Annotated in this window: 19 protein-coding genes and 1 pseudogene; 10 read left to right on the top strand and 10 right to left on the bottom strand. The window is 45.3% G+C overall.

Annotated features, from left to right (window positions below; genetic code table 11):
• Positions 1 to 3 precede the first annotated feature (3 nt).
• The 5 genes from QUB25_RS10745 to QUB25_RS10725 are packed head-to-tail and all read right to left on the bottom strand — an operon-like array spanning position 4 to position 1,934.
• Positions 4 to 126 carry a photosystem II reaction center protein L gene (locus tag QUB25_RS10745; protein ID WP_015176850.1) on the bottom strand — a complete coding sequence of 41 codons (123 nt, stop codon included), beginning with the start codon at positions 124 to 126 and terminating at the stop codon, positions 4 to 6.
• A gap of 9 nt (positions 127 to 135) precedes the next feature.
• Positions 136 to 273: a cytochrome b559 subunit beta gene (gene psbF, locus QUB25_RS10740; protein ID WP_006635504.1), complete on the bottom strand. Its 138-nt coding sequence runs from the start codon at positions 271 to 273 to the stop codon at positions 136 to 138.
• Between the two features lie 20 nt (positions 274 to 293).
• Positions 294 to 542, bottom strand: a complete 249-nt coding sequence (psbE, locus tag QUB25_RS10735) for a cytochrome b559 subunit alpha (protein ID WP_006635503.1) — start codon at positions 540 to 542, stop codon at positions 294 to 296.
• A gap of 56 nt (positions 543 to 598) precedes the next feature.
• On the bottom strand, positions 599 to 1,612 hold the full coding sequence (locus QUB25_RS10730; RefSeq protein ID WP_333042721.1) for a photosynthesis system II assembly factor Ycf48: 1,014 nt from the start codon (positions 1,610 to 1,612) through the stop codon (positions 599 to 601).
• Entirely contained in the window at positions 1,599 to 1,934 is a 336-nt protein-coding gene (locus QUB25_RS10725) for a rubredoxin (RefSeq protein WP_015176848.1), read from the bottom strand. The genes QUB25_RS10730 and QUB25_RS10725 overlap by 14 nt, the downstream gene beginning before the upstream one ends.
• A gap of 161 nt (positions 1,935 to 2,095) precedes the next feature.
• On the opposite strand from QUB25_RS10725, the gene ndhC reads away from it, so the two are divergent.
• From ndhC to QUB25_RS10695, 6 genes are all read left to right on the top strand, one after another.
• Entirely contained in the window at positions 2,096 to 2,458 is a 363-nt protein-coding gene (gene ndhC, locus QUB25_RS10720) for a photosynthetic/respiratory NAD(P)H-quinone oxidoreductase subunit C (protein WP_006635500.1), read from the top strand.
• Complete coding sequence (gene ndhK, locus QUB25_RS10715) at positions 2,449 to 3,174, top strand: photosynthetic/respiratory NAD(P)H-quinone oxidoreductase subunit K (protein WP_333042724.1); 726 nt, start codon at positions 2,449 to 2,451, stop codon at positions 3,172 to 3,174. Before ndhC ends, ndhK begins: the two co-directional genes overlap by 10 nt.
• On the top strand, positions 3,167 to 3,670 hold the full coding sequence (locus tag QUB25_RS10710; RefSeq protein ID WP_333061119.1) for an NAD(P)H-quinone oxidoreductase subunit J: 504 nt from the start codon (positions 3,167 to 3,169) through the stop codon (positions 3,668 to 3,670). Before ndhK ends, QUB25_RS10710 begins: the two co-directional genes overlap by 8 nt.
• A gap of 125 nt (positions 3,671 to 3,795) precedes the next feature.
• Complete coding sequence (locus QUB25_RS10705; protein WP_333183260.1) at positions 3,796 to 4,458, top strand: restriction endonuclease; 663 nt, start codon at positions 3,796 to 3,798, stop codon at positions 4,456 to 4,458.
• Positions 4,455 to 5,918: a class I SAM-dependent methyltransferase gene (locus QUB25_RS10700; RefSeq protein ID WP_333061115.1), complete on the top strand. Its 1,464-nt coding sequence runs from the start codon at positions 4,455 to 4,457 to the stop codon at positions 5,916 to 5,918. Before QUB25_RS10705 ends, QUB25_RS10700 begins: the two co-directional genes overlap by 4 nt.
• Before the next feature lie 260 nt (positions 5,919 to 6,178).
• Positions 6,179 to 6,427, top strand: coding sequence for a DUF4926 domain-containing protein (locus QUB25_RS10695; RefSeq protein ID WP_333183258.1), 249 nt, complete (start codon positions 6,179 to 6,181; stop codon positions 6,425 to 6,427).
• A 334-nt stretch (positions 6,428 to 6,761) separates the two neighbouring features.
• Here the strand turns inward: QUB25_RS10695 and QUB25_RS10690 are convergent, their stop codons facing one another.
• From QUB25_RS10690 to folD, 4 genes and pseudogenes are all read right to left on the bottom strand, one after another.
• Positions 6,762 to 7,559 (bottom strand): calcium-binding protein, encoded by a 798-nt coding sequence (locus QUB25_RS10690; protein ID WP_333183257.1) that lies wholly within the window; start codon positions 7,557 to 7,559, stop codon positions 6,762 to 6,764.
• Between the two features lie 73 nt (positions 7,560 to 7,632).
• Positions 7,633 to 7,782 (bottom strand): annotated as a pseudogene (locus QUB25_RS10685) (bifunctional 5,10-methylene-tetrahydrofolate dehydrogenase/5,10-methylene-tetrahydrofolate cyclohydrolase); the annotation flags it as partial.
• Between the two features lie 314 nt (positions 7,783 to 8,096).
• A complete protein-coding gene (locus tag QUB25_RS10680) occupies positions 8,097 to 8,858 on the bottom strand; it encodes a calcium-binding protein (RefSeq protein WP_333183255.1) in 762 nt (253 codons plus the stop codon).
• Positions 8,859 to 8,931: 73 nt separating this feature from the next.
• Positions 8,932 to 9,810, bottom strand: a complete 879-nt coding sequence (gene folD / locus QUB25_RS10675) for a bifunctional methylenetetrahydrofolate dehydrogenase/methenyltetrahydrofolate cyclohydrolase FolD (protein ID WP_333183253.1) — start codon at positions 9,808 to 9,810, stop codon at positions 8,932 to 8,934.
• A gap of 144 nt (positions 9,811 to 9,954) precedes the next feature.
• Here folD and QUB25_RS10670 point away from each other — a divergent pair, with 144 nt between their 5' ends.
• Positions 9,955 to 10,380, top strand: coding sequence for a DNA-binding protein (locus tag QUB25_RS10670; RefSeq protein WP_333061110.1), 426 nt, complete (start codon positions 9,955 to 9,957; stop codon positions 10,378 to 10,380).
• 304 nt (positions 10,381 to 10,684) lie between these two features.
• Positions 10,685 to 11,107, top strand: coding sequence for an NUDIX hydrolase (locus QUB25_RS10665; RefSeq protein ID WP_333042406.1), 423 nt, complete (start codon positions 10,685 to 10,687; stop codon positions 11,105 to 11,107).
• Between the two features lie 97 nt (positions 11,108 to 11,204).
• On the opposite strand, the gene QUB25_RS10660 is transcribed toward QUB25_RS10665, so the two are convergent.
• Entirely contained in the window at positions 11,205 to 11,753 is a 549-nt protein-coding gene (locus QUB25_RS10660) for a LeuD/DmdB family oxidoreductase small subunit (protein ID WP_333042404.1), read from the bottom strand.
• Positions 11,754 to 11,931: 178 nt separating this feature from the next.
• Here QUB25_RS10660 and QUB25_RS10655 point away from each other — a divergent pair, with 178 nt between their 5' ends.
• Both QUB25_RS10655 and QUB25_RS10650 read left to right on the top strand, forming a co-directional pair.
• Positions 11,932 to 12,807: a hypothetical protein gene (locus tag QUB25_RS10655; protein WP_333183250.1), complete on the top strand. Its 876-nt coding sequence runs from the start codon at positions 11,932 to 11,934 to the stop codon at positions 12,805 to 12,807.
• Between the two features lie 529 nt (positions 12,808 to 13,336).
• Positions 13,337 to 15,562 (top strand): ATP-binding protein, encoded by a 2,226-nt coding sequence (locus QUB25_RS10650; protein ID WP_333183378.1) that lies wholly within the window; start codon positions 13,337 to 13,339, stop codon positions 15,560 to 15,562.
• Positions 15,563 to 15,978 lie beyond the last annotated feature (416 nt).

Raw genomic sequence — 15,978 nt, 5'->3', positions numbered from 1 at the left:
CAGTTAATTAAAGAAATAACTGGAAAACAAAATACCCAAAACAAAAATCAGCAACAAACCCAAATACAAAGAAGTCCGGTTTAACTCAACAGGCTGCTCGTTGGGATTAGGAACGCGCTCAGGCATTGTAAACTCCTATCGTTGAATAAATTGCATTGCTGCGATCGCGCCCAAAAAGAAAATTGTTGGGACACCTAAAGTATGAACTGCCAACCAGCGCACCGTAAAAATCGGATACGAAATTGGCTCATTATTTGGGGTTCTGCTCGTCATTTTTCCAAATCCTTGTTAAATTACTTGGCAATGAACTGATCTACTTGTTTCTTAGCTTCAAAGCGATCCGAGATAATCGGCACTTCTTCCCGCTGCGGTGTGAAATACTGGTTAGGGCGAGGAGTGCCGAAAGCATCGTAAGCCAAACCCGTTTGCACAAACAGCCATCCAGCAATAAACAAAGCCGGAATGGTGATGCTGTGAATTACCCAATAACGGATACTTGTAATAATGTCCCCAAACGGACGTTCTCCAGTTGTACCAGCCATTTAGAATCCTCCTTTCAACAACAAATTGACAGACAATCTCTATTACTATTCTACTATCAAGCCGCTTGCGCTGAACCTTGATATTTAAGTAGAGTACCGCTCGCACCGATCACAAATCCGCGATCGGGGCCCATAAAGACAATCCTGTAAAAATTAGCCGGAACATCTTCAACTTCGCGGTCTTTTAGCCAAGTTTTCCCGCCGTCCAAACTGCACAGCAAATTGCCGCCGCCGCCGGCTACCCAAACTTCATTATCAGTCCGGTAAGCCATGTCCAGCAAACCCCAACTCGCCTTGCGATCTGGAAAAAACGGTTTTCCCCAACCTTCAGGATTGGACGGGTCGCTAAACTGAATCTGACCGCCGCGGGCGAGCATCCACAAACGCCCGTCCTTGGTAAAGCCCATATTTTGCAGGCGGCGAGAACTATTGCGGTTGTGAGGTTCCCAAGCTTCTTGTCCGGGTTTCCACACCGAGTAGAAATTGCCCTTCGAGGAAACCGCAACATACTGCCCGTCTTCAGAACGGTTGATATTGCGAACTACCCCAAAAGAATCCTGCACGACAGCTTTCCAATTTTTGCCGCCGTCAGAAGTCCGGTAAATCGCCCCGACATCGGTCGTCATCTCGGCGGAATTCGGGCCCAAAGCGGCGATCGTACTCGGAGAACCGGGCAACTGAGAGCTCAAAGCAATCCGCGTCCAAGACTTGCCCTCATCGTTCGTGTGGAGCAAAACTGAAGGCTGGCCGACAATCCAGCCTTCGGAACCCGAAAAACTTACCGACGCAAAACGCGACCTCGGATCGTCGATATCCAGTGCTATAGGCTTCCAGCTAGTGCCACCGTCAAGGGTTTCGAGCAGAGTCGCCTCAGAACCCACAACCCAGCCGTGCTGAGGATTGCCCGTAAAGGCAATATCCTGCAAATTAGCTTCCGTTGGCAAGGAAATCACTTGCCAGGGGTTGTAACTCACAGAACCGATGGTGCTGCAACTCGTACAGATGAGCGCAGCGGCCAATAACATTACAATTCGTTGCCAAAATCTCACAATCGTTTTACTGCAAACCATACATACTAAGTAACAACAAGAAACCAACGACCAAGCCGCCAAAAATCAGCAAACTTTTCTGACCTTCGGTCATGCCGTTGACACCGACACCGTAGCGCTGATTTGCCTTAAATCCCGATACCCCTTCCATCTGACCGAGATTTTGAAACATCGATTTGCGCGCCCCGCAAACGGGACAGACCCAAGTTTGGGGCAAATCTTCAAAAGCCGTGCCCGGGGCAATGTCAATTTTAGGATTCCCCTTTTTCGGCTCATAGACGTAGCCGCAGGCGCGGCACTCGTGCCGATCGAGGGTTTTGGTTTCAGTAGCTCGATCGCTCATAGCTCCAAAAGAGTAGGTAAGCTAATCTTAAAATATACATTAAAAATTATTGCAGAAGATGGAGGATTAATCTCAACCAACTCGTAATTTTAGCTACCCACAATCTATATAATGTAAAGACAAGTTACAGAACCCTTTCACCTAGGCAGTAATTATTCACCGTGTTTGCACTCAGCGGCTACGAGTATTTCTTAGGCTTCCTGTTAATTTCCAGCCTAGTCCCTATCCTCGCCCTCACGGCGTCTAAGGTACTGCGGCCCAAAAGTCGTCCCTACGACCGACGCACTACCTACGAATCCGGCGTCGAGCCGATCGGCGGAGCCTGGATTCAGTTCAACATCAGATATTATATGTTCGCCCTGGTCTTCGTCATCTTCGACGTAGAGACCGTCTTCCTCTATCCTTGGGCGGTTGCTTTCAACCAGCTAGGACTCTTGGCTTTTATCGAAGCCTTGTTTTTTATCACGATCCTCGTTATTGCTCTTGTCTATGCATGGCGCAAAGGAGCCTTGGAATGGTCTTAAGTTCTGACAAATCACAAAAACCTCTAATTGTCAACCCCGCAGAGCGCCCGCAAGTCACATCCGAATTATCAGAGAACGTCATCCTGACAACAGTGGATGACCTCTACAATTGGGCGAGACTTTCGAGCCTGTGGCCGCTTCTTTACGGTACCGCTTGCTGCTTCATCGAATTTGCAGCTTTGATCGGATCGCGCTTTGACTTCGACAGATTCGGCTTAGTACCGCGATCGAGTCCGCGACAAGCCGACCTGATCATCACCGCCGGCACAATTACGATGAAGTACGCCCCCATCTTGGTGCGGCTGTACGAACAAATGCCGGAACCCAAATACGTGATCGCGATGGGTGCTTGCACCATCACCGGGGGAATGTTCAGCGTAGACTCCACCACAGCAGTCAGAGGCGTTGACAAACTGATTCCCGTAGACGTGTACATCCCCGGCTGTCCCCCCCGCCCAGAAGCGATTATTGACGCAATTATCAAACTGCGGAAAAAAATCGCCAACGATTCCATGCAAGAACGGGCCAATTTGCTGCCAACCCACCGCTACTACACCAGACCCCACAAGATGAAAGTAGTAGACGACATTTTAGATGGCAAATACTTGTCAGTTCCCGGCCGGATGGCGCCACCGAAAGAATTGACCGAAGCAATGGGAATGCCAGTACCACCGGCTTTGCTTGCAGGACAAAAACAGGAGGTAAACCGTGGCTGAGACAGAAACCTCAATTGTTGAAGCCGGGAAGGTTTCCCAGTGGTTGACTCAAAATGGCTTTGAACACGAAGCTTTAGCGGCCGATAATTTGGGCGTGGAGATATTAAAGGTCGATCGAGACTTCTTAATTCCGATGTCAACAGCACTGTATGCCTACGGGTTTAATTATATGCAGTGCCAGTGCGCCTACGACCAAGGGCCGGGAGAAGATTTAGTCAGCGTCTACCACTTGGCTAAACTGACAGATAATGCTTCTAAGCCTGAAGAAGTGCGCGTCAAAGTATTTATTCCCCGCGAAGATCCGAGAGTACCATCAGTCTACTGGATTTGGAAAGCGGCCGACTTTCAAGAGCGGGAATCCTACGATATGTACGGCATCGTCTACGAAGGACATCCGAATCTGAAACGGATTTTGATGAACGAAGATTGGGTAGGCTGGCCGCTGCGGAAAGATTACATTTCCCCTGATTTCTACGAATTGCAAGACGCTTATTAAGGGAGTTTTGCGAGGGCGGGTTTAGATCGTAAAATTGGACTTTTAAAGTTGAGTTTTATGCAAAACCCGCCCTCTGTTTTTTGGCTAATTTGGATTTTTTAACCGCAGATACACGCAAACTCCCTATGACGACTCTGACCGTAGAAATTCTTTGTTCTGAGGCGGCCATATTTTCAGCAGCCGAGTCTCAACACCCAGAACCTCTGCTTTACGGCATCACAGACGGAAAGGCTGTTGGGACATATTTAGAGCAAAAGTTCAGACTCTATCTCAAGCAAAAGTATGAATTTATAGATGGCAATTCAGCAAGCGGTATCGATTTCCCAGGAATATTTGTTGACGTGAAGGTAACCAGCATTAGGCAACCGCAGTCGTCATGTGCTTTCAAATCTGCAAGGCAAAAGATTTTTGGGCTGGGGTATTCACTGATTATCTTTGTTTACGAAAAGACAGACAACAGTACGATACGAACTGCAACCCTGAATATTTTGCATACAATTTACGTGAGTGCCGAAAGAACAGCAGATTTTCAAATGACCCGTGGAATTCGCAATATTTTAGACAACGAAGGCAATAAAGATGATTTGCTTGCTTTCATGTTTGACAAAAATCTACCTGTTGACGAAATGGAAGCAGGTAACATTGCCGACGAAATACTGAGAAATCCACCATTGCAAGGGTTTTTGACCATTTCTAATGCGTTGCAGTGGCGACTTCAGTATGGAAGAGTCATTGAGCGTGCTGGACAACAGGAAGGTGTGAGCGCAGTTTATAAGTCTAACCGATGAGTTCTAATGATCGCAAAACCAAACTAGAATATGGGGATTTTCAGACACCGCTGGCATTAGCAGAGATGGTGTGTCGGAAATTGATAGAACTTGATGTTAACCCCAAAGTCATCATTGAGCCAACTTGCGGGATAGGTAATTTCATTAAAGCTGCTGCAAATTCGTTTCCATCCGCCAGGAAGATTATTGGGGTTGAAATCAATCAAAATTATTTAATAGAATTAAGAGCTAAGCATGAATTGTTACAGGATGAAAGATGTGAGGTTAAGCACGGAGATTTTTTTGAGTTTGACTGGACATCATTAATCAACCAATTTAATCATAGGGTGCTGGTACTTGGCAACTTTCCTTGGGTAACAAACTCACAACAAGGAACTATTGGCAGTGAAAACTTGCCGAAAAAAAGTAATTTTCAAAAGCACACTGGCTTAGATGCACTAACAGGTAAAAGTAACTTCGATATCTCAGAATGGATGCTGATCCATGCGATACAATGCTTGCAACATCGTGACGCCACTCTGGCAATGCTTTGCAAGACTTCCGTTGCCAGAAAGTTATTGAGTTACATTCATTCAAAAAAACTTAATCTCGCTAGCTGTGCAACTTACACAATAGATGCTAAAAAGTATTTTGGTGCAAATGTGGATGCCTGTTTGTTATACTGCAAGTTTGACTCAAGCTCACAAAACTACTTCTGCGATGTATTTAGCAGTTTAGAAAGTTCTGACGGTCATCGAATCGGATATCACCACAATCTCCTGGTTAAAGATATAGATTCTTTCAATAAATTGAGTAATTTATATGCTGTAAAGTCAGGAACGAAATGGCGATCTGGCGTCAAACATGACTGCTCGAATGTGATGGAGTTTCGTAAAATTGATAATTTGTTTGTTAATGGATTTGGGGAAGCTGTCGAGCTTGAGGAAACTTATCTATTTCCGCTACTTAAAGGATCGGATGTTGCTCAAAATCGCATTAATCGCACAAACCGCTATATTTTAGTAACTCAAAAATTTATTGGCGAGTCAACCGAACCTATCAGCCAGATAGCTCCTAAAACTTGGCGCTATCTGCAGGAGTGGGGACAATATCTAGACAATCGCAAAAGCAAAATTTATCAGCACAATCCTCGCTTTTCTATTTTTGGGGTTGGCGATTATAGCTTCAAATTTTGGAAGATAGCAATTTGCGGACTTTATAAAAAATTGGATTTTAGGTTGATATGTGAAATATCTAATAAACCTGCGATTTTTGATGATACTGTTTACTTTCTCAGCTTTGATAGCGAGAGAGTTGCACGTCAAACTTTTGAGATTTTAAATTCATCGTCAGCAATTAACTTTTATTCATCGATGGTATTTTGGGATGAAAAGCGTCCGATCAAATCCAGTGTCTTAAATTGTCTGAATCTGTCACTGCTGGCAGATTTGGAATATTTAACCCCAGATGCACGCAAATAAAAGCAGATGGATACAGCTAAATATTGACTTTTTATGGGAGAATGTAGGCTGCTATTTTTGAGAGAATACGTAAAAAATCGTGATATCCTTCCAAATTCCTTATTCGGTTTCTAATAGGGTAAGGTGCGTCGCCATCTACAATCTACAAGTTCCATTAAAAATCTTACAGCGACGCACCCTACAGATTAGAGACTGGCGTAAGCCCTATGATAGCGCTGATTAACAAGCTGCTATCCTCTGTAGTGCCTGGAGGTAATAAAGTGGCAAAGAATACAATTAAATTACTAGATGTCGTTGCATTGACAGTTGACCTTCCTGAATACAACCTGTGGCGCGGACAAGTTGGGACACTGCTTGAATTGTTGGCTGATGGTGCAGCGTTTGAGGTTGAATTTAGCGATCGCAACGGACGCACTTATGAATCTGTCGGGCTGCATCCAGAGCAAATCATGGTGTTGTATTTTGAGCCACCTTCACCTGATATCAAACCCGAAATGGTTACAGCATAAGCCGCCCAATAACTTGCAGACTTTATAAAAAATTGGATTTCAGGTTGATAAGTGGTATCCGCTCAATAATCCGGGGTAAATCGATCTTCAACGATGCACATCAAATGACGCAAAATAGTTCCTGAGTGGGCAGTCCGCCCCGAATTATTGAGTGAATACGAATTTCTCAACTTGGAATCATTCCCTCTCTACTGTTATTAGCGAAAAATCTTCTCTTCATCCCTTGGGCTTGTCTTGGCAACTAGAATAATTGCTCCCCCTATTTATTGAGCCGATACCCTATATTCATGGAATACGCTGTAAGTTTGTCAGTCCAGCAGTGATTGTCCTGAATTTAGAAACCCTGAACGGAAACAATCCTGCTTTGTAGTTCATTAGGCGTTACATTGTCTACAAAACCTAAAATCGTGTTAGAATTTCTTACTCTGATTAGAGTTCCTGAATAAACTCCGGTAATTCCGCCTCTGGGTTGAGTTGCTGAAGCAGATCCACTTGCGTCGGCCGGACCTGGAGGGAGTAATGGTTGTAAAGCTTGCGGCAGATCGAACGTATATGTTAATGCCACATTCTGTACCGGCTCCAACACTATATCATTGACCGTTAAGTCACTCGCTAATCCAATGCGATCAATATCAGGATCAAAACTTTCGATTATATCACTAGAAGTGATATCTGTATTGGCAGGATCTATTTCCAGAACGCATAAATTATTGCCAAAACCACAACTTAAGAAGTCTCTGCCCAAGCCACCAACCAGAGTGTTATTCCCCTCTCCGCCGTCTAAAGCATCGTTGCCTCTACCCCCAAATAAAATATCATCGCCAGCCTCTCCAAGAAGAAAATCAGCATCTAGACCACCACTGAGGGAGTTATTCCCCTCCTGTCCATACAGTGCATCTTTTCCTTTTCCCCCAAATACTGAATCATTGCCTGCAAAACCTATGAGAATATCTTCCCCTTCATTTCCCAGGATTAACTCGCTAGCCCCTGAGCCATTTACTGTATCATCCCCATCGAGCGCCCAAGCTCCTAAAGGGAAGTTGGCTAAATCTCCAGGAAAAAGTTGAATCAATTCCGAGGTGTTGTCGCCAATTAAGCGCAATGTCCCTGATGGATCGGGTTTTAAAGCCATAGTTAAAATCTTTGTGTTTTGGTAGATTACTAACCCTACTTGAGCCAATACTGGCTCACAAGTTGGTCATAATTCAATTAGAACCGTATTCAATATAACTCGAAACGGTATTTTCCAAAAGCATATCAACAGTCACCGGCCCGATTCCTCCCGGCAGCGGCGTGATAAATTCGGCTACTGTTTTAACAGCATTAAAATCAACATCTGGGGCCAAACGACTCGTAGCGTCTGGATTGACAACGCCGAAGTCGGGTTGTTGCTATCTTGAATTCCTCACGCTAAATCTTAGTGATTAGTGATTTCGATCCGAGCTTGAAATCGCTACTACACCAACTTTCGTCCGCCAAGGCTGACTCAAAGAGTAAATAATTTTACAAGACTTACGCTGCACAGTCAATTTTTACACGACTCATAGTAGTAAGGTGCGAAATACCCACCCTACTACTAGCGTTTCTGCGTAAGTTATGTAAATATCAGGAGTTAATTTGTGGCTAACAATATGATAAGTTTGTCAGGCCACCACTGATTGTCCTGAATTTAGAAACTCTGAACGGAAACAATCCTGGTTTGTAGTTCATTAGGCGTTACATTGTCTACAAAACCTAAAATCGCGTTAGAATTCCTGACTCTGATTAGAGTTCCTGAAACAACTCCGCTAATTTCGCTGAGAAAAACTGGAGGAACCAATAATTGTAACGCTTGCGACACATCGAGCCTATATGTGAATGTCACATTGTCTACCCGCTCCAACACTATATCATTCACCGTTAAGCCACTCGCTAATCCAATGCGATCAACATCAGGATCAAAATTTGTTATCGCATCACTAGAATTGATATCTGTCGTAGCAGGATCTATTCCCAGAACGCATAAATTATTGCCCCTGCCACAAATTAAGTAGTCTCTGCCCAAGCCGCCAACCAGAGTGTTATTCCCCTCTTGACCGTCTAAAAGATCATTGCCTCTACCCCCAAATAAAATATCATCGCCTGCTCTTCCATAAATCAAATCAGCATCTAGACCACCACTGAGGCAGTCATTCCCCTCATGTCCATACAGGCCATCTTTTCCTTTTCCCCCAAATACAGAATCGTTGCCTATAAAACCTCTGAGAACATCTTCTCCTTCATTTCCCAGGATTAACTCGCTAGCCTCTGAGCCATCTACTGTATCGTCGCCATCGAGCGCCCAAGCTCCTAAAGAGAAGTTGGTTAGAGCTTCAGGAGAAAGTTGAATGAATTCCGAGGTGTTGTCGCCAATTAAGCGCAATGTCTCTGATGGATCGGGTTTTAAAGCCATAGCTAAAATCTTTGTGTGTTGGTAGATTACTAACCCTACTTGAGCCAATACTGGTTTACAAGTTGGCCCCAATTCAATTAGAACCGTATTCCATATAAGTCCAAACGGTATTTTCCAAAAGCATAGCAACAGTCATCGGCCCGATTCCTCCCGGCACCGGCGTGATAAATTCGGCTACTGTTTTAACAGCATTAAAATCAACATCTCCGGCCAAACGACTCGTACCGTCTGAATTGACAACGCGGTTAATACCGACATCAATTACTACTGATCCAGGTTTGACCATATTAGCTGTAATCATTTCTGTGCGGCCGACTGCGGCTATTAAAATATCGGCTTGATTGGTAATCGATTCTAGGTTTTGCGATCGCGAATGAGCTACAGTAACAGTACAATCGGCTTCTAATAGCATCAGCGCCATCGGTTTACCTACCAAAATACTGCGGCCCAAAACAACGGCGTTTTTTCCTTTCAAATCAATCTGGTATTCTTGCAATAACCGCATCACTCCGGCGGGAGTACAACTCCGCAAACCTTCCTCCCCACGCACGAGACGGCCTAAATTTACAGGGTGAAGTCCGTCAGCATCTTTATGGGGAGCAATTTGATACAGCAGGGAAATTGCATCTAAGTGTTCTGGTAGCGGTAATTGAACTAAAATGCCATCTACTCGATCGTCCTCGTTGAGTGCACGAATTGCAAGTTCTAGTTCGGCTTGAGTAGCATTTGCGGGGTAATGCTTGCCGAAGGAAGCTATGCCAACTTTAGCGCAGGCTCGCTCTTTATTGCGAACATAGGCTGCGCTAGCTGGGTTGTCGCCCACCATCAGCACCGCAAGTCCGGGAGGACGCCCCTTTTGAGGTTGTAAGGCGCGGACTCGATCGCTCAGCTCGGTTTGAATCTTTGTCGCTAAAGCTTTGCCATCTAGTATTTGAGCAGTTTTGGCATCCATTGTAGACTCTGGGTTAGGGGCTGACGATTTTAGATTTTAGCTTAATCCCCGTCAAGGACTACACTAGAGAAATTTCTTACTTGCGATCGATTCTTGGGATTCTGTTAAAGTAAGTCGTATCTCAAATCTCAAATCAGTTGACCAATGACTACTGCAATTAAGCAAGTTTGGGTTCAAAGATTCTGTACCAGCTCTTTATCGCTAATCCTCGCCAGCGGTTTTTTCAGTTGCGGCAATTTACCCATGTCTCAACTTAATCTTGGCTTTAATGTGGCTAGCATTGGCGACGTTCAACAAAAGCGGCAAGTGGATGCTGAAGTTTATCTTCGGGGGAAGGTAGAAAATCGCGCTCCGTTTGTGGGGAATGCGGCTTATCAACTTCAAGACGGTACGGGTACGATTTGGGTTTTAACTAACCAAGTTTTGCCCCAGCTTGGCGATGAAGTCTTGCTGAAGGGAGAAGTCCGCTACAAGAGTATTACTCTGAAGGAATTGGCCGGAAAGGATTTAGGTGAAGTTTATGTTGAGGAAATGGAACAATTAAAGCGCACTCCAGCGGCAAATAAATAAAAATACCAATATGCTAATTTGTTTCAAGGATTAAGTACGTCCCTTTCATAAAAATCAAAGTTTTGTACTTGCGCCCAAGCGAGGTGGGTATGTTTATTTGTGGTGAATTTTTATAGACGATAATATCGCAGTCGGGGCGGGTTTATCGGCTCTTTTGTTTATATTACAGATTAGGGTAAACCTGGGCAGACTACACCACATTCTCCTCTTTTTCCTCGATAACTTCTTTCCTTTTCCTTCTATACTCAATATCCAGCGGTTAAATCCGTCAAATCCCATACATTGCTTGTGACCGAACTTTTTTATGACTAAACTTCACGTTGCGATCGCGATTTTGTACCAAGACGGCAAGTTTCTCTGTCAGTTGCGAGACGATATTCCTCACATCAGGTATCCCGGACAGTGGGCTTTGTTTGGCGGACACTTGGAACCGGGGGAAACGCCGGAAGTTGCTCTAGTGCGGGAATTATCAGAGGAAATTGGCTATGCTCCTCCAAGTATTTCTTTTTTCTGTTCCGATGTCGAAAAAGATGTGGTTCGCCACGTTTTTCACGGACAACTTAGTGCGGATGTCAAGGATTTAGTTTTGCTTGAAGGTTGGGATATGAAGTTGTTGACACCCGATCAGATTCGGGCCGGCAAATGCTTTTCTGAGCAGTCAGGAGATGTGCGACCTTTTGGGATTGCTCACCAACGTATTTTGTTAAATTTTATTGACTCGATTTGATAAAATTGGCACCCACCCTACATTGCATGGGTTTGAGCAGGGAGATACTCGTAAGGTGCGCCCGGGCGTGCACCCTACATTGCAGGGGGTTTAACTGTTAAGAGCGAGCAGCAATCATCCCCGTTTGGCGCGCGTAGTCAAACAACCCTCCGGCATCTATTACCGGGCCTACTTCTCCTAAAGGTTTGAGCGAGAAAGTTCGATCGAGAGTGTGGTTGACAATTACCTCTGCTGTAAAATCGATCGTCACTTCTTGCCCCGTTACAAACAAGTCGCAGAGCCGCTCGACTGATTCGATCGGGTACAATTCGCCAGTAGCCGAGCAATTGCGAAAGAAAATGCGTGCGTAAGACAAAGCCACCACTGCTGTGACGCCGGCGGCCCCCAGAGCGATCGGAGCGTGCTCCCGCGAAGAACCGCAGCCAAAATTTTCGCCCGCTATTATAATCGGATACCGGGTTTTCTGTTCACCGGATTCGATAAACTTACCGTAGCGATCGGGCAACCCAATCATCGCGTAACTGCCTAGTTTCTCGTACTCATCCGGCTTCGAGGGAACCAGGGTCAGGTATTCGGCAGGGATAATTTGATCTGTATCGATGTTGTCGTCTACAACAAAAATTTGACCGCTAATTACTTTACCCATAGTTTATTTCCTGTTAGCCTCGCTCGATGCTGTGGTGATAATTTTAAGTGGATCGGTATGCAAGATTTGCATCTGTTTATTTTAACCTGGCAGTGTCAGTGATAACCTGTATGAGTAAAAATTAGATCCGAGACTTTGGGTTAACAATTAACAGATTGCTAAGCGTCAAGATAGTTTTATGGCAAATCCAATAGATGACATTGCTCGACAAGCTCGCGAGGGCTCGGTTGCATCGATTATTCAAATCCTTAATGACGAACTGGCACAGATAGGGGTCAGGGCCCGAGCTGTGTTTGCAGACGGGGTGCTGCAACTGCTGTGCGAAGCTGCAACCCCCCAACTCCTCGAAGAGTCTAGTTTGGTCGATCGAGTCCGAGACATTTTGGAACGCATTTCGCCCCGCAATATTCGCCGAGTTAACATCAACAGCCGGCTTGTTCGAGAACACCAACTGCTGTGGCTGGAAGAAATTAGTCGCGATCCGGATCATCAACTGTTGTGGTCTCAAGAAATTAAACTCCGAAAGCCGAATTTGTTCAAGCGTTTAGCCACCGCCCATCACGAACGCCAAGCTTTCTCCGGCAAGCGGGCTTTGCCGAGAATGGCTATACCTCGATCGATGCAGCAACCGCGGCAATTTCAGCGCGGTATCGTCGGCGGCATCAGCTTGACCGTGCTGTTGCTTGCAGCAGTGGCCGCCATCCACAAAGGACTTAATTCCCAAGTGCCAAACAGCACACAAGCCAGTTCCCAAGCAGTTGCCAGTGCCCCTTCCTCGGAGGCAAAACCTGCTTTGAAAATTTCTAAGGAGACTGTTAATTCTGCAGTTGACTCTTTTGCCAAAGCAGTGCGAGTAGCCGAACAAGCAGCCACCCAAGGCAAAACCGCTCAATCTCGCCAGGATTGGTTAGTCGTAGCTGCTAAGTGGCAGCAAGCTTCCGATTTGATGGCCGCCGTGCCTTCCAAGCATCCCCGCTACACAACGGCTCAGAACCGGACGGCACTTTACCGCCAAAATAGCGATAAAGCCCAACAGGAAGCACAAAATAAGTAAGCAGGTAAGTCTGATAAATTTAACCCTAGAGTTCGCCGCTCTGCTCTAGGTGTTGTGAAAAATGAGTTTTTGAGCAAAAACTCGAAAACTCTTAGCTATGTTATGAGTGATAATTTGGGGATTTTGAATTTTTGCTATCGGCGTTACTCGATCGGCGGATTTGTATCACAATAAAAATTTGTTAGGATCACAAACTTAAATAGCAAACATCACACAGTAAGAAGAGGGGTGTCACTAAGCGGTCTCTAGAAAAGCTTCATACTACTAATAACCGTCAAAATTAGCGGGAATGCGATTGATAATCATTCGGTAAAGGATGGTAAAGTTCATCCCTTACAGATCCAAGGCTAAAAAACAGGAAAATAGAACTCGGTCTGATCTGGGTATATTTTTACATATCGAGCGACCCGCCGACCGGCTGCACAAACACAGAAAGCAGGCTCATAACGGTCAAGCCGACAGTTATGGATAGGTTCTAGATTGGCAGCGGGAGCCGGCTCAAACATCTTAGAATAAAGGCTTGGTTGCCATGATCGATCGCCAGGGAAATCAAGACTTTACTTTGATCGACCGATCGCCGTCAGAGTCTTGCACTTTGCATTTACCCCAAATCGCAGAACCAGTCTCAGTCCCAAAATTTCTGGATCGTCTTATGCAGTTCCAGGTCGATCCTGCCCTTATCGGGCCACAAATTTCCCAAATTCTCGCGACCAGCTTTGATCGAGAAATCCTGCTGATGCAAATAGCCAATACTTTGGGGGTTGCATGGGGGGCAGATTTCTGTGTGGTTACTGCTGTGGTTGACCAGAAAGTAGTACATCCGAATGCTTACTGGCAAAATAGCAGCGATTTCCCCTCTGTTTTCGGTGTTGCGGATTCCACTGAAACACCAGAACACCCCCAAACTACAGGATTAAAACCGCCTAGCAGATCACTCGAACACCCCGCTTGGGCAAACGTGCTAGCAGACGGCGAGATAGTGGCGATATCTGACTCTCTTGATATTCCGGCAGCTTCGTCGCTCAATTCCCCTGTGACACCGCTGCCTTTTCGGGCAATTTTGGCAGGGCCTGCGCGATTTGGAGGGGCTGTAAATGGCATGATGATTGTTGGTAAGTCGCAACCTCACGAGTGGTCGGTAGCCGATCGGCAGCGCCTTGAAGCAGCATCAGACGCGATCGGCAGCGCGATTTCTCACCTTCAAAAAACTCAAGAAATTGCCAGCTTAAACGAACAGTTACAGCGACAAGCTAAATACAAAAATCTACTCAGGTCAGTTGCTGCCTCGATCCACACAAATTCAGAAGTCGATCGAATATTGCAGCAAGTTATTGAAAATACCGTCGATATTCTGGAAGTAGATATAGGCCAAATCCTGCTATTGAAATATACAGATCCTCTATTTACAACTCGCTCCCCCAATAAAACTCCCAAAGCGAAAGTCGAATTAGTTTGTGAATCAGTTGTAAAAAAAGAGCCAAACAAACAGCCAATAGCACAAACCGCGATCGGCAAAAAAAGCTCATCATCCAAAACAAAAAACAAGGATAAAACTGCTAATTATAAATCCAATATCCCCAACTCAAAACCAAATAACTCTCCAGCTTTTTGGCTGTCAGAATCTAATTTGTGCCACCAAGCATTCCACAGCGCACCTAAACCCCTAGCCCTCGCTGACGCAGGCGCATTAATCGGCCAAGAACAAGAAGCAGCCACAGAAATTTTGAAACTCCAAGGCATTCGCGGCTTGCTGCTGGTTCCCTTCACGGGCGGTAGCTGCCAGGAAAAAGTTTTGGGTTTCTTGGTTTTGCAGCACTCGAAGCCGCGCACTTGGAACCCGGAAGAATTAGAAGTTCTCGAATCAGTCAGCGCTCAAGTGAGCAAGATGATTATCCAAACTCAAACGCTTAAGGAATTGCAAACCGTAGTTTTAGACAGAACCTCTCAGTTGCAGCAAAGTCTCGACGTGCAGGGGAAACTGTACGAACAATCTGCCAATCAGCTAGAGCAAATGCGGAAATTGAAGCTGGTTAAAGACGAGTTTCTCAGCACTCTGAGTCACGAGTTGCGTACCCCTTTAACAATCATGAAACTGGCGATTCTGATGCTCAAACAAGCTGAACTGCCGTCAGCGAGTCGGACTAAGTATCTCGAAATTCTAGAACAGCAGTGTTCTAAGGAAACTGCTCTGGTTAACGATTTGCTTGCCCTCAAGCAGTTTGAGCCTCAACAAGTCCCGATTTCTCTAATCAAAATCGATCTCAACCGTTTATTTCAAGATTTAGTTAGGGATTTTGAAAAACAGTGGGCGGATAAGCAATTGACTCTTAAGGTGGATTTGCCTAAGTTGACCCCTTGCTGGGAAACCGACCCGGACATTCTCCATCGGGTACTGCTGGAGCTGCTGACGAATGCTGGAAAATACTCTGCTTCTGGAACGGCGGTAGTTTTGGAGGCGTCTGAGGCAGCCGGCTATATTGTCCTGAGCATTTCTAATGTCGGGCGCGGCATTTCTGCGGCTGATTTGCCCCACATCTTTGACAAGTTCCGCCGTGGCACTGGCATTACTGACCAAGCTATCGCCGGTACGGGTTTGGGTCTGGCTCTGGTAAAGTGTTTAGTGCAGCACTTGAATGGTACTATTGATGTATCTAGCTGTCCGACAGAAAGTTCAGAATCTGACAATTTGTGGCGCACATCTTTTACTTTGACTCTGCCGCAATTTGCAGCGGAGCTCTGTAATGTAGAAGAATAGTTCGGTTGAGAACCTGCTGGGAATTGGCCGCGAACAGGCGAAACTAGAAGACTTGCCAGAAGAGGGAGATTGGGAAATGTCGTAAACACTACCAAGTCCTCTGTTTTGAATTGTTTGTCTGGTTGCCGTCTAAATTGCCAGTTCTCGATTGCTGATTTTCCCCAGAATTTATATTATGTCTGGTTATTGGCCCGTAATTAGCGCGTGTTTGTAGTGAGTGCGACTGTCCTATATTTATGAATTAATCAGGACTTGCATTACTTACTAGGAACTTAATTATAATTGTATAGTCGGAGATGATATTACGCAGTATAGACCAAAGAAACTGAGTTTTTTAACTGTTTCAAAGGCCTGCAATCCGTCTTTTTGTACAAGCCGGTTTCTGCGTCTTGGATTGTCCCTAAAAATTGTCACGG

Source organism: Microcoleus sp. B3-D7 (assembly GCF_036705305.1).
GTDB lineage: Bacteria > Cyanobacteriota > Cyanobacteriia > Cyanobacteriales > Microcoleaceae > Microcoleus.
The sequence above is the reverse complement of the archived record's forward strand: the minus strand, read 5'-3'. Positions and strand labels throughout refer to the sequence as shown.